The 12,804-nt window shown below is 60.8% G+C and carries 11 protein-coding genes; 6 read left to right on the top strand and 5 right to left on the bottom strand.

Going from position 1 to position 12,804, the window contains the following annotated elements:
* The first annotated feature begins 231 nt into the window (after positions 1-231).
* Together ACYYKW_RS25665 and ACYYKW_RS25660 are read left to right on the top strand one after the other, a co-directional pair.
* Positions 232-1,206, top strand: a complete 975-nt coding sequence (locus tag ACYYKW_RS25665; RefSeq protein ID WP_464991500.1) for a 2-hydroxyacid dehydrogenase — start codon at positions 232-234, stop codon at positions 1,204-1,206.
* Positions 1,207-1,351: 145 nt separating this feature from the next.
* Positions 1,352-1,861 (top strand): DUF2165 family protein, encoded by a 510-nt coding sequence (locus ACYYKW_RS25660; RefSeq protein ID WP_336355202.1) that lies wholly within the window; start codon positions 1,352-1,354, stop codon positions 1,859-1,861.
* A gap of 18 nt (positions 1,862-1,879) precedes the next feature.
* On the opposite strand, the gene ACYYKW_RS25655 is transcribed toward ACYYKW_RS25660, so the two are convergent.
* Positions 1,880-2,782: a DMT family transporter gene (locus ACYYKW_RS25655; protein ID WP_336354914.1), complete on the bottom strand. Its 903-nt coding sequence runs from the start codon at positions 2,780-2,782 to the stop codon at positions 1,880-1,882.
* A gap of 139 nt (positions 2,783-2,921) precedes the next feature.
* Between ACYYKW_RS25655 and ACYYKW_RS25650 the strand changes: the two genes are divergently transcribed.
* Entirely contained in the window at positions 2,922-3,797 is an 876-nt protein-coding gene (locus tag ACYYKW_RS25650) for a helix-turn-helix domain-containing protein (RefSeq protein ID WP_093104593.1), read from the top strand.
* A gap of 197 nt (positions 3,798-3,994) precedes the next feature.
* Here the strand turns inward: ACYYKW_RS25650 and ACYYKW_RS25645 are convergent, their stop codons facing one another.
* The 4 genes from ACYYKW_RS25645 to ACYYKW_RS25630 form a co-directional block, all read right to left on the bottom strand.
* Positions 3,995-6,424 (bottom strand): TonB-dependent siderophore receptor, encoded by a 2,430-nt coding sequence (locus ACYYKW_RS25645; protein WP_464991499.1) that lies wholly within the window; start codon positions 6,422-6,424, stop codon positions 3,995-3,997.
* A gap of 206 nt (positions 6,425-6,630) precedes the next feature.
* Complete coding sequence (locus ACYYKW_RS25640; RefSeq protein ID WP_464991498.1) at positions 6,631-7,620, bottom strand: FecR family protein; 990 nt, start codon at positions 7,618-7,620, stop codon at positions 6,631-6,633.
* Positions 7,617-8,183 (bottom strand): RNA polymerase sigma factor, encoded by a 567-nt coding sequence (locus tag ACYYKW_RS25635; protein ID WP_090281844.1) that lies wholly within the window; start codon positions 8,181-8,183, stop codon positions 7,617-7,619. The genes ACYYKW_RS25640 and ACYYKW_RS25635 overlap by 4 nt, the downstream gene beginning before the upstream one ends.
* A 54-nt stretch (positions 8,184-8,237) precedes the next feature.
* Positions 8,238-8,543 (bottom strand): DUF3649 domain-containing protein, encoded by a 306-nt coding sequence (locus tag ACYYKW_RS25630; RefSeq protein WP_336354911.1) that lies wholly within the window; start codon positions 8,541-8,543, stop codon positions 8,238-8,240.
* Between the two features lie 184 nt (positions 8,544-8,727).
* Between ACYYKW_RS25630 and ACYYKW_RS25625 the strand changes: the two genes are divergently transcribed.
* The 3 genes from ACYYKW_RS25625 (at position 8,728) to fecA (ending at position 12,569) form a co-directional block, all read left to right on the top strand.
* The gene (locus ACYYKW_RS25625) at positions 8,728-9,216 is read left to right on the top strand and encodes a sigma-70 family RNA polymerase sigma factor (RefSeq protein WP_090281842.1); all 489 of its coding nucleotides are present in this window, start codon (positions 8,728-8,730) and stop codon (positions 9,214-9,216) included.
* Positions 9,213-10,154, top strand: a complete 942-nt coding sequence (locus ACYYKW_RS25620) for a DUF4880 domain-containing protein (RefSeq protein ID WP_093104607.1) — start codon at positions 9,213-9,215, stop codon at positions 10,152-10,154. Before ACYYKW_RS25625 ends, ACYYKW_RS25620 begins: the two co-directional genes overlap by 4 nt.
* 81 nt (positions 10,155-10,235) lie before the next feature.
* A complete protein-coding gene (fecA, locus tag ACYYKW_RS25615; protein WP_464991497.1) occupies positions 10,236-12,569 on the top strand; it encodes a TonB-dependent Fe(3+) dicitrate receptor FecA in 2,334 nt (777 codons plus the stop codon).
* Positions 12,570-12,804: the final 235 nt, after the last annotated feature.

The raw sequence follows: 12,804 nt of genomic DNA, 5'->3' as shown, positions 1-12,804 counted from the left end.
GAAGGGACCCGAGCCTGCGAGGGCCGAACGCAGGAGCAAAGCCTTTTGGTTCCTTTTTGGCGTCTGAAAAAGGGACTCGCCGTAAGGGCGAAACCGCCACCAGCATCACCCAAAAAAACGGATATTCACTCAAAAACCCCAGGAGCCCGGCCGGCCCAGAGGCCGCCAAGACAACCCAGCCCAGAAAATGTTAGCGTGCTTTCAATCAAGCCGCACGACGAGCCCCAAGCAATGAAAAAAACAGTCCTGGCCTTCAGCCGCATCACCCCGCCCATGATCGAACGCCTGCAAGAGGAGTTCGACGTCATCGTCCCCAACCCAAAGGCCGGTGACATCAACGCGCAATTCAACGAAGCCCTGCCCCACGTCCACGGCCTGATCGGCGTCGGCCGCAAACTCGGCCAGGCACAACTCGAAAGCGCGACAAAACTCGAAGTGGTCTCCAGCGTCTCTGTCGGTTACGACAACTACGACCTCGACTACTTCAACCAACGCGGGATCATGCTCACCAACACCCCGGACGTGCTCACCGAAAGCACCGCCGACCTCGCCTTTGCCCTGATCATGAGCAGCGCCCGCCGCGTCGCCGAACTCGACGCCTGGACCAAGGCTGGCCAATGGCAAGCCAGCGTCGGCGCGCCCCTGTTCGGTTGCGACGTCCACGGCAAAACCCTGGGCATCGTCGGCATGGGCAACATCGGCGCCGCCGTGGCCCGCCGTGGCCGCTTCGGCTTCAACATGCCGATCATCTACAGCGGCAACAGCCGCAAGACCGAACTGGAAAAGGAACTCGGCGCACAATTTCGCAGCCTGGAGCAACTGCTCGCCGAAGCCGACTTCGTCTGCCTGGTGGTGCCGCTCAGCGACAAGACCCGCCACCTCATCAGCCATCGCGAACTAGCGCTGATGAAACCGAGCGCAATTCTCGTCAACATTTCGCGCGGCCCGGTTGTCGATGAACCGGCACTGATCGAAGCCCTGCAAAACCAGCGCATCCGTGGCGCCGGGCTGGACGTCTACGAAAAGGAACCGCTGGCCGAGTCGCCCCTGTTCCAGCTGAGTAACGCCGTGACCCTGCCGCATATTGGCTCGGCCACTACTGAAACCCGCGAGGCCATGGCCAATCGCGCACTGGCCAACCTGCGCAGCGCACTGCTCGGCGAACGTCCGCAGGATCTGGTCAACCCGCAAGTCTGGCGCGGCTGAAAAACAACGGGCAAGTGCACATTCCACTTGTCCGTTATTTACCACTACACAACTTGAAATTTAACACTGACCAAAATTCTACAGCCGCACTATAAGCTCTCCACATCCGTCTATCTAACGACATACGCCATGGAGAGCCAACACCTTGAATACCCTGACCACAGAAAAACTGATCCGTTACAGCAAAGTCATGCTGATGGCTTACATCAGTTTTTTTGGACTATTGGTGATACTTCACAACTTTACCGACTACGAATCCAATTACACTTACGTGGCTCATATCCTGAGTATGGATACCACCACCGCCAGCGAGAATCTCAGGTATCGAGCCATTGACTCGCCTATAGTCCACCACCGGATCTACTGGTTCATCATCACGATGGAAGTCACCTATACCGTGCTCTGCCTGGTAGGCACCTATCAGCTGTATCGGCATATCAACTCCCCCGCCGAAGTGTTCCACGAAGCGAAAAAGTTTTCGATCATGGGTATTTTGGTGGCGATTTTTATTTATTACGTTTGCCTGCAAACCGTGGGCGTCGAATGGTTCGACATGGACACTTCGCAATCGTGGAATGCCAAGGATTGGGCCCGGCACATTGTCGATTTCATTTTACCGGTGATGATTTACATCACATTGAAATTAGAGCACTGAAGTTCAGTGCTCGATTATTCAAGCCAACTGTTCCTGCGCAGGGACTGCCACTGTTTTCGGTTTACGAAACACCAGCACGTTGCCCAGCATCACCAGAACCAGACCGATCAGCGCCGGTGCTGTCCATTGATAACCTTCGGCAAACGCCGAGACGTTCAACGCCACCACCGGGAACAGCACCGTGCAGTACGCCGCCCGCTCGGGGCCCATGCGCCCGACCAGCGTCAGATAGGCCGTGAAACCGATCACCGAACCCGGAATCACCAGATACAGCAGCGCGCCCACGTAACGCGAGCTCCAATCCATGTCGAACGGGATGCCTTTGACCAGGCACCACAGCGTCAGCATCGCCGCGCCATAGGCCATGCCCCAGGCATTGGTAGTCAGCGGTCTGAGGCCGGCCTTTTGTTGCAGGCTCGAGAGCATGTTGCCCGCCGAAAAACACAAGGTTCCACACAGCGCCAGACCCAGGCCCAACAGGGTTTGCGGGCTGGCTTGATGCCCGGCCAGTTCCGGCCAGAACAGCAGGCCCAGGCCGAACAAACCGAGCCCGCCGCCCATCAGCACATTGCGTGCGATGCGCTGGCCGAAGAAAACCCGCGCGTTGAGGGCATTCCACAGCGTCGCCGTGGAAAACACCACCGCTACCAGCCCGCTGGGAATCCACTGGCTGGCAGTCAGGAAACACATGAAGTTGACGCAAAACAGGCACAGCCCCTGCGCCACACAAATCAGATGCCCGCGGCGATTCATCGGCTGCAGACGGCGGCTGAGCAGCAACAGCGCAAACAACACCAGCGCAGCGAGGCCGAAGCGGTAGACGATCGATACCGGTATCGCCACAACGCCCAATTGCCATTTCAAGGCAATCCACGTGGTGCCCCAGATCAGTACGGTCAACAAATACAACGACAGGTTCATGGTGCATTCTCCTCGATAGACCATGAGTGTCGGTCCGGCGCCGCTGCGCACGCTTGCAGATTCTTGCGCTTTTCTCGGGTGACGGGCTGGCAGCCGGGTGTCTACGGAGTAGCATGCAAGGCGTCGGAGAAAATCACCCATGGCCGCAATCGATACCCTGCAAGTCTTTCAAGAGCTCAACAGCTCGCCGAACGCCCGCCTGGTGCACAGCGCCGAGCTCGGCGACGGCTTGTCCGCCGCGGTATGGACCAATCACCACGACGCCCGCGAATATTCAGCGCCGGGTCACCACACCGTGTCCTGCTACATCGCCGGTGGCACCGGCACGTTTCGTCGCGGCCAACCGCAGCAAAAGGGTGCACCGGACAAGCTGTGCATCCTGCCGGCCGAGCATGAGTCGGGCTGGGTGGTCAACGGCGACATTCGCCTGGCGCACCTGTATTTCAGCGCCGAACAATTCGCCCTCGGCTGCGTGACCCTGCTCGACCGCGAGCCGCGCGAGATGCAGTTGCGCGAGCATACCTTCCTCGAAGACCCGCAACAGGCACAGCGTTTTCGCCAATTACTGGCGCTGAACTGGGACGAACCCGCCGAGCGCTTGCTGACCAGCAGCATCGCCCATGAATTGATCAGCCACACCTTGCTCAGTCAGGTCGGCGCGCGGCAGGGTTTGCGCTTGAAGGGCGGGCTGGCGACGCATCAACGCCGACAGCTGATGGCGTACATCGACAGCCAACTGGCAGAGCCGATCAGCCTGGGGCAACTGGCCGGATTGTGTGCGCTGTCGGAATACCATTTCGCGCGGATGTTCCGTGCGAGTTTCGGGTTGCCACCGCATCAATATGTGCTGGCGCGGCGCCTGGATCGGGCGCGGCAGATGTTGCGCGGGACCATGCTGCCGCTGGGTGAGATTGCGCTGGCGTGCGGGTTTGCCAGTGCGAGTCATTTCACTAATCGGTTCAAGCAGGTTTTGGGTGGGACACCGGGTGAGTATCGGCAGGTGTTTTTGCGTTGAGCCTGTTTCCCTCACCCCAGCCCTCTCCCGGAGGGAGGGAGCCGACCGCGGTGTCTGGCGTCATACATCGACCTCAATCACCGAGTCGATTATGGATTCCATGTATGACTTTCAGGTCGGTGTAACTTTCGAATAACACACGGTCAGTCCCCTCTCCCTCTGGGAGAGGGCTAGGGTGAGGGGCTTTTGACGTTGATTCAAAACTCCAGAGTGCTCGACAATGAAACCTGCCGCGCATCCCCCATCGATACAAAGAACCGGCTCGCCGAAGACGTGTAATACGTGCGGTCAAACAGGTTCTTCACGTTCAGCTGAAACTTGACCTTCTGCCCTTCAACCCTCGTGTCGTAAGTCGCAAACGCATCAGCCACGGTGTAGCTCGGCAGATCAAAATCATTCACCGCGTTCCCCGCGCGCTCACCGACATAACGCGCGCCCGCGCCGATGCGTAACTGGTCGCCGCCCAGCACGCTGCCGAAGTCGTACACCGCCGACAACGAGCCGGAATTCTTCGCTACGTTCTGTAGGCGCTTGCCTTTGTATTCCGGGTCTTCGGTGACTTCGGCATCGGTGTAGGCGTAGCTGCCGATCATGCTCCAGCGGTCACTGAGCTGACCGCTCAAGTCCACCTCGAGACCACGCGAACGTACTTCGCCGGCAGCACTGTAAAGCGTCGTCGGGCCTTCGGCATTGGCCACCAGCACGTTACGTTTCTTGATGTCGAACACCGCGACGTTGCCCGTGATGCGCCCCGGCAAATCCAGACGTGCGCCCAGCTCCCACGACTTGGCTTCTTCTGGCGCGATACTGCCGTCGAGCACGGTGCTGCTGCCGCTCAGCGGGGCGATGGTCGAGTTGGGTTTGAACGATTCGGTGTAGCTGCCGTAGAACGACAAGGCGTCGGTGTAGCGATATACCAGGCCGGCACGCGGCACCCATTTCTGGCCGTTGCTGTCGGTGTTGGCCTTGAACGGCACACCTTTGCCGGCGTACTGGTCGTACTCCTGAAAACGCCCACCGGCGACCAGAATCCATTGATCGGTGAGGTGGATCGAGTCCTGCAGGAACAGCGAATCGCTGCGCAGTTCATCGGTCTGTGCGCTGTCGGGCGCGCTAACCGTGGTGCCCATCACTTCGCGGCCATACACCGGATTGACGTAGCTGAAGGTTGTCAGGCTTTTCTGCCGGATCAGGTCTTCGCGGTAGATCTTGCGGTACTCGTCATCGACGCCGAACACCAGATCATGCTGCATACCCAACACGTTGACCTTGCCTTCAAGGCTGGCGGTGGTGAAGCGGTCGGTGCTGATCGCGTTTTGAGTGCCGTCCATGCTGCGGGTCAGCGTGCCTTTTTTCGTGTCGATCGCGGTTACCCGCACCTGACTGGCGTCGTAGGTCTCGCGGTTCCAGCTGTAGCCGAAATGGGCTTTCCAATCGTCGTTGAGTTGGTGATCGGCTTCAAAATGATAAAGATCCGAGCGCCCTTCCATGTCATTGAACGGCTCGTCGAGACGCTGTTTGCGCGAGATGTCCAACGGGTGATTGGTGCGCGGGTCGATCAGCGTGCCGCGGTCGAATGGCGTGAGAAATTCGCGGTGCTCGTAAGCGAAAAGCAACTGAGTGTCTTCACCGAACCAGGCCAGCGACGGTGCAATCAGGGTTTCGCGATGAGTGCCGAAGTTGCGCCAGTAATCTTCGTCTTCGTGATCCACCACCATGCGATAGGCCAGCCCGGAATCGCCCAGCGCACCGGTGCTGTCGAAGCTGCCGCCGCTGCCGTTCTTGCCCTCGCCGTAGGTCGAGCCACGCAGAGTCAGCGCGTTATAGGGCGTAAGTTCCGGTTTCTTGCTGACCAGGTTGACCACCCCTCCCGGGTCTTGAATGCCGTAGAGCAACGAGGCTGGGCCCTTGAGCACTTCGACGCGATCAACCGTGGCGTTCATGCCGCGACCCTGCACGATCGGCATGCCGTCGCGCATGATCGAGCCGTTGCGGTTGTCGCCAAAACCGCGGGTCATCACCGAGTCCTGAGTGCTGCCCAAAGTATTGCCTTGGGTGATGCCGCTGACATTGGCCAGCGCATCGTCAAGATTGCGCGGCGCCTGATCGCGGATCACCTGGGCCGGGATGACATTGACGGTCTGCGGAATCTCCTGCAACGACGCCGAGGAACGCATCACTGAACTGGTTTCCGGTGGCTGATAGCTGGTCGAGTCGTCACGCGTCGAAGTGATGGTGGTCGCGCCGAGGTTCAGCGCGCCTTCGGTGGGTTTGGGCTCAAGCGCCAGCGTGTGGCCGTCGGTGCGGCGGAAGTTCAGGCCGGAGCCGCTGAGCAAGCGTTGCAATGCCTGTTCGGCGCTCATCTGGCCGTTGACCGCCGGTGCCGTCAGCCCATACGGCGCTTCGTCGGTGTAGACCACGCTTTGCCCGGTCACGCGGCTGAAGTCGCTCAAGGCTTGCGGCAGCGGTTTGGCGGCCAGCGAAAAACTGTACTGCTTTTGCGCCTGGCTGCTGAGCGTTTCAGCGGCCAATGCAACGCTGACCGGCAACAGCGCCAGTGCCGAAAAACTCAACGCCGACCTGCCCAACCACTGTTTGACCGAACCCGATTTTGCCCTGGACTTCATGACTCAATGACCTGTGTAGAACCGCAACGGATGCGAATGACTCGCAGTTTCAGTCACTACACGGATGGGGGCTGGGTTTACCTCACTCATAATCTGAAATTATTTTTGCGGTGACTGATACGGCGCCATCACGAGCAGGCTCATGCCTACATCTGAAATGCGTTTCCCCTGTAGGAGTGAGCCTGCTCGCGATGGCGTCAGACGGCTCAGCGCAAAATAATCAGACGCCCCAACACCCGATGCTGCTCAAACCCCAACACCCCCTGCAACGAATTGAGCACCGCCTGCGGATCCTTGCTCGGGAAGCTCCCGCTGACCTTGCGCGCCGCCAGCTCATCGTTGAGCAATACGATCCGTCCCGGGTAATAGCGGCGCAAATCCTCGACCACCTCGGCCAGCGTCGATTTGTAATACGTCAGCCAACCCTGACGCCAGGCCAGTTGCGCATCGCTGTCGACCGCATGAAGTTTTTCCGCCGCACCCTCGCCATAAGCCACCTGCTGCCCGGCCGTGAGAATCTGCTGCTCGTCATCGCGGCTCGCCGTTACGCCCACCCGTCCTGACAGCACCGTGACCTGCGCGCCATGAGGCTGCAAACGCACTTCGAATTGGGTGCCGAGCACCCGCGCCTCACCGTTCTCCGCCGCGACGATAAACGGCTCGCCGGTGTGGCTGACGCTGAAAAATCCGGCGCCACGGCGCAGTTGTACACGCCGCTCGCCGTGGCTGAAATCCACGGCAATCGCGCTGTCGGCATCCAGCGTCACTTGCGATTGATCGGCCAGCGTCACCGTGCGGATCTCGCCCGGCGCCGACACATGATCGGCGCCCAGATCATCGAGCCAGCGCTGCGCTTGCCATCCCGTGCCGAGGCTGACCATCAACAGCAGACACGCCGCCATGGCCAGCGCCGCTGACCAGCGCAAAACCGGCGAACGTCGCGGACGGTCCATCGCTTCGAGATAACCCTGCAACGCCAACGCCTCTTCATCGGCCAGGGTTTGTGCCGGGCCTTCGCTCAGCTCCCACAGCACCTGCGCCTGCGCATACGCCTCGGCGTGGGCCGGGTCGGCGCGCAGCCACTGGCTGAAGGTCAGTTGATCGCCGGCGCTGGGCCGGTCATGCAGCAGGCTCAGCCAGGCCAGAGCGGCCTGTTCCTGGGCGGGCGTCGGAACGATGTTATCGGCGGGGTTCACGGTGCTTTCCCTGGCAGACGTGGCGCGGGGTTGCGCAGGCTGGCCTTGCAGGCCTCGAGAGCGCGCATCATATGTTTTTCCACGGCACTTTGGGACAAGCCCATGGCTTTGGCTATGTCCGCGTACTTGCGCCCGTGGATGCGGTTGAGCAGGAAAATCTGCCGGGTGCGCTCGGGCAAGGCGCGCAACGCCGCTTCGACATGGCGCAGGTCATTGCCGGCTTCGAGCGCGGCTTGCGGCTCGCTGCCTTGGCTGTGCGGCTCGTCCGGTTGCCAGCCTTCATTGACGCGCAAGCGCGTGCCTTCGCTGCGCAGATGATCGATGGCAATGTTGCCGGCGCAGCGCAACAGGTAGGTGCTGAGCTCTTCGACCTGCACCAGCGGTCGTCGCCAGAAACGCAAAAACAGATCCTGTACCAGATCCGCCGCCGTCGCGCGGCAACCGACACGACGGTTCACCAGCGCTTCCATTTGGGAGCGCTGCGACAGAAACACCTGGAGAAAATGCGCACGCGCGCCATGCGGCTCGTCGTCGCGCGACTCCGGTGGCAGACCGATCAGCATCTCAGCGCTGCGCCCATGTCTGCAGGCAGGCGGTGACCTGATGAAAGCCTTGTTTCATGCCAGCCCCAAGCCCCGCACGACGCCGGAAACGGTCGCCAGAATCACGCTTGGCACCAGCAAGCCGACCCACGCCGACCACGCCGTACGACAGGCAATGCACCAGAGTACGGCGACCAGGTAGACCAGAAACGAAACGGCCATGCCGGTCACCAGCGCGTCGGCACGGCCCAGCGGCAACCACAGGGCCAGCGTCACGCTGGCCAGCGCGGCAACGAGATAACCACCGAACACCGCCGCCAACACCCGTGAGGTGACGGCCAGGCGACAGGACATGGGCAATGTGGCGAGTTTGTCTTTCATGTTTCGACCCTGAAACGAAAAACGTCCGGCAGACGAGCCGGATCAAGCAAGCGATATTAATGATAAATATTCTCATACGCAAAAGCTTCTGATTGCCGGACGATGCACTCGGCCCTACAATGCGAACCGTTCTTGTTCTCTAACGCACGTTCTCGACGCCTGCTTTGCGTCCGGAGTCATTCCGTTGTCGTCCGCCCACTCCGTCGAATCGCTTTATCAGGCTCATCACAGCTGGCTCAACGGCTGGTTGCGACGCAAGCTCGGCTGCCCGGATAGCGCGGCGGACCTGGCACAGGACACCTTCATCAAAGTGCTGACTGCGCGCGAGCCGCCACTGATCATCGAGCCGCGCGCGTTCCTGACCACCCTCGCCAAACGCGTGCTGTTCAACCATTACCGCCGCCAGGATCTGGAGCGCGCCTACCTCGAAACCCTGGCGCAGATGCCGGAGATCGTCGCGCCATCGGAAGAACACAAAGCGATCATCCTGCAGACCTTGATGGAGCTGGACGCATTGCTCGACGGACTGCCGCGTACGGTCAAACGCGCCTTTTTGCTGGCGCAGGTCGATGGCCTGACCTACCCACAGATCGCCGCAGAACTGGGCATCTCCGTGGCCACGGTCAAACGACACCTGCACAAAGCGGCGCTGCGCTGCTATTTCGCTTTATGAACCGCACTCCGGATTTTTCCGCGCAAGTGGCCGAGCAGGCCGTGCACTGGCTGCTGGAAATGCAGCAAGGCGCCCTCAGCCCGCGCCAGCAACAGGCCTGGCAGCAATGGCTGGACGCGCACAGCGAACATCGCCGCGCCTGGGAACACATGCAGCGGGTCAATCAGCGTTTGCGCGGTGTGGCGTCGCCGCTGGCCCATGCGGCGCTGAACGGGCCGAAGTCCGCCAGCCGTCGGCAGGCGCTGAAACTGTTGCTGATTCTGGGCGCCGGTTCGGCCATGACCTGGGGCCTGCGCGAGCACACGCCGCTGCCGTCGTTGCTCGCCGATTACCGCACGCCGCTGGGGCAGCGGCGCAAGGTGTCGCTGGGTGGCGACGATCTGTTGCAGCTCAACACCGCGAGTGCCGTGGATATCGATGGCGCGCAACGCCTTATTCGCCTGCTCGAGGGCGAAATGCTCCTGAGCACTGCCAAACCGTTCGCAATCCGCACCGCGCAAGGCGTTCTGAACGCTCAAGGCGCGCGCCTCAATGTGCGTCAGTTTGCCGATCGAACACAGATCGCCCTGTTTGCCGGGCGCGTCGAACTGACCCTCGATCAACGCGCGCCCGTGCTGCTGCCGGTCGCGCGCCAGCTGAGTTTTACTGCGAGTGTCATCAGCGACGCCAAACCGCTGGATGCCAACAGCGGCGCCTGGACTGACGGCATGCTGGTCGCCGCGCACATGCGCCTGGGCGACTTCCTCGACGAGTTGGGCCGCTACCGTCGCGGTCAGCTGCATTGCGACAAGAAAGTCGCCGATCTGCTGATCTCCGGGACTTATCCACTGGACGACAGCGAGCAGATTCTCGACCTGCTGCAAATCAGTCTGCCGGTCAAAGTCCGGCGGTTTACCCGCTACTGGGTGAGCGTCGAAGCGCGGGTCCGAAGCACCTGAAAAATAAATGAGCCGTTTTTCAGATCTGGCGTGACAGAGAAGGAAAGCCCCCTTGATTCAACCTTCTCAGGATCATCCGCCATGCATCCCACCCGCCTCACACCCTTGGCTCGCACCCTGCGCAACGTCGTCCTTGGCGCCAGCCTGAGCTTCAGCGCCCTGCCCGCGGCGCTGGCCGCTGATGCCAAGGTTTATCACATTGCGCCGTCGTCGCTGGAAAACGCGCTCAATCAATTCGGCCGCGAGGCCGGGGTGCTGATCTCCTTTGGCTCGCAGGTCACCGGTGGTTTGCAAAGCCGAGGCCTGGAGGGCAACTACACCACCGAGCAAGGCCTCGATGCCTTACTCGAAGGCACCGGTCTGCAGGCCCGCGCCGAGGGCGACAACGCCTTCAGCCTGCAACCGCAGGCAGACGCGGCGCTGGAGCTGGACACGTCGAAAGTCGTCGGCGACTGGCTTGGCGATGCGGCGCAGATCAACGTGTTCGAACATCCCGGCGCTCGCGACGTGATCCGCCGCGAAGAATTTGAGCGCCAGGGCGCCACACAGGCGCGCGATGTGCTCAACCGCATCCCCGGCGTCAACGCCCCGGAAAACAACGGCACCGGCAGCCATGACATGGCGCTGAACTTCGGCATCCGTGGTTTGAATCCACGTCTGGCCGCGCGCTCGACCGTGTTGATGGATGGCATCCCGGTGCCCTTCGCGCCTTACGGCCAGCCGCAGCTGTCGTTCGCACCGATCAGCATGGGCAACATGGACGCCGTAGACGTCGTGCGCGGCGGTGGCGCGGTGCGTTACGGTCCGCAGAACGTCGGCGGCGTGGTCAACTTCGTGACCCGGGCGATTCCCGATGAGCCGACCGTGAAAGGCGGTTTCCAGACCGAAACCAGCCCTTCGTCAAGCCACGACGGCTTCAAGACCAGCGCCAACCTGCTGGCCGGTGGCACCAACGCCAATGGCCTCGGCGGCGCGTTGCTGTACTCCGGCACTCGCGGCGGCGACTGGCGCGAACACAGCGACACTGAAATCGACGACCTGATTCTCAAGGGCAAATACCAGCTCGACGAGGCCAACAGCTTCAACGCCATGGCCCAATATTACGAAGGCAAGGCTGACATGCCCGGTGGTTTGAACGTCGCCGATTACGACGCCGATCCGTACCAGTCGACGCGGCCGAAAGACCAGTTCTGGGGCCGTCGCACAATGTTCAACTTCGGCTATCGCTATCAGGAAGATCGCCGCGAATTCACTGCCAACACCTTCTTCACCAAAACCCTGCGCAGCGGTTATCTGGACCAGGGCACGTTCCTGTCGCTGTCGCCGCGCGAGTACTGGGTGCGCGGTCTGGAAACCCGTTTCGCCCAAGGTTTCGACCTCGGTCCGACCAGCCATGAAGTCGGCGTCGGCTACCGCTACATCAACGAAGCCGGCCACGAACTGCGCTATCGCACGCCGATCGCCAGCAACGAGTACCCGACCACCAACAGCCGCAATGACCGCGACACCCGTGGTGGCACCGAGGCCAATGCGTTCTTCGTCGACGATCGCATCGATATCGGCAAATGGACCATCACCCCCGGCGTGCGCTACGAAATGATCGAGTCGCAGCAGACGAACAAGCTGACCAACGTCAAATACAAGGGCGACTACAACACTGCGCTGCCTGCGCTGAATGTGCTTTATCACCTGAACGACAGCTGGAACCTGTACGCCAACACCGAAGGCTCGTTCGGCAGCGTGCAGTACAGCCAGATGCCCAACCGCGTCACCAGCGGCGAAGTGAAACCGGAAAAGGCGCGCACCTGGGAAGTCGGCACGCGCTACGACAACGGCGCGTTGCGTGCGGAGATCGGCGCGTTCCTGATCAACTTCGACAACCAGTACGAAAGCAACCAGACCAACGATTCGGTGATCGCCCGCGGTGAAACCCGCCATCAAGGCATCGAGACCAGCATCAACTACGCGCTCGACGACCTGAATCCGGCGCTGGCTGGATTCGATGTCTACGCCAGCTACGCCTATGTTGACGCGACCATCCGCGAAGACGGCCCGAACAAGGGCAACCGCGTGCCGTTCTCTTCGAAGCACAAAGGCACGCTGGGCGTCGGCTACACCGAAGGGCCATGGAAGCTCAATCTGGACAGCACCTTCCAGAGCGACCAGTTCGCCGACAACGCCAACACTTCAAAAGAAAGTGCTGACGGCAGCACTGGCAAGATCCCCGGCTATATGCTGTTCAGCAGCCGCGCAGGGTATGACTTCGGGCCGCAGTTGTCCGATCTGAACGTGGCGGTGGGGGTGAAGAACATTTTCAACACGCAGTACTTCACGCGCTCGTTCGATGACAACAACAAGGGTAAGTATGTGGGGGAACCGCGGACGGTTTATGTGCAGACGTCTGTAGCGTTCTGACTTGGCTGATCAAAGTCAAAAGCCCCTCATCGGAACGCCGCCCGCCTAACCCTCTCCCGGAAGGAGAGGGGACTGACCGCGTTGTTTTAGCGAGTTACGATGACATGAGATATCGAGCCGAACTCAAGTTTTGAAGCAATCGAGATCTGCTCCCTCTCCCTCCGGGAGAGGGCTGGGGTGAGGGTTCTGGGCTACAGTGAGTTATCAAACCCACTTCACAAGGATCGTGAAGCAT

Source organism: Pseudomonas sp. 15C, from assembly GCF_055484735.1.
This window is presented reverse-complemented; position numbering and strand designations above follow the sequence as displayed.

Excerpts from the sequence above, each read along its gene's own strand:
- ACYYKW_RS25665 (WP_464991500.1), top strand. The coding sequence starts at position 232 with ATGAAAAAAACAGTCCTGGCCTTCAGCCGCATCACCCCGCCCATGATC.
- ACYYKW_RS25635 (WP_090281844.1), bottom strand. The coding sequence starts at position 8,183 with ATGCTGATCGGTCTGCCACCGGAGTCGCGCGACGACGAGCCGCATGGC.
- ACYYKW_RS25645 (WP_464991499.1), bottom strand. The coding sequence starts at position 6,424 with ATGAAGTCCAGGGCAAAATCGGGTTCGGTCAAACAGTGGTTGGGCAGG.
- fecA (WP_464991497.1), top strand. The coding sequence starts at position 10,236 with ATGCATCCCACCCGCCTCACACCCTTGGCTCGCACCCTGCGCAACGTC.
- ACYYKW_RS25630 (WP_336354911.1), bottom strand. The coding sequence starts at position 8,543 with ATGAAAGACAAACTCGCCACATTGCCCATGTCCTGTCGCCTGGCCGTC.
- ACYYKW_RS25655 (WP_336354914.1), bottom strand. The coding sequence starts at position 2,782 with ATGAACCTGTCGTTGTATTTGTTGACCGTACTGATCTGGGGCACCACG.
- ACYYKW_RS25620 (WP_093104607.1), top strand. The coding sequence starts at position 9,213 with ATGAACCGCACTCCGGATTTTTCCGCGCAAGTGGCCGAGCAGGCCGTG.
- ACYYKW_RS25650 (WP_093104593.1), top strand. The coding sequence starts at position 2,922 with ATGGCCGCAATCGATACCCTGCAAGTCTTTCAAGAGCTCAACAGCTCG.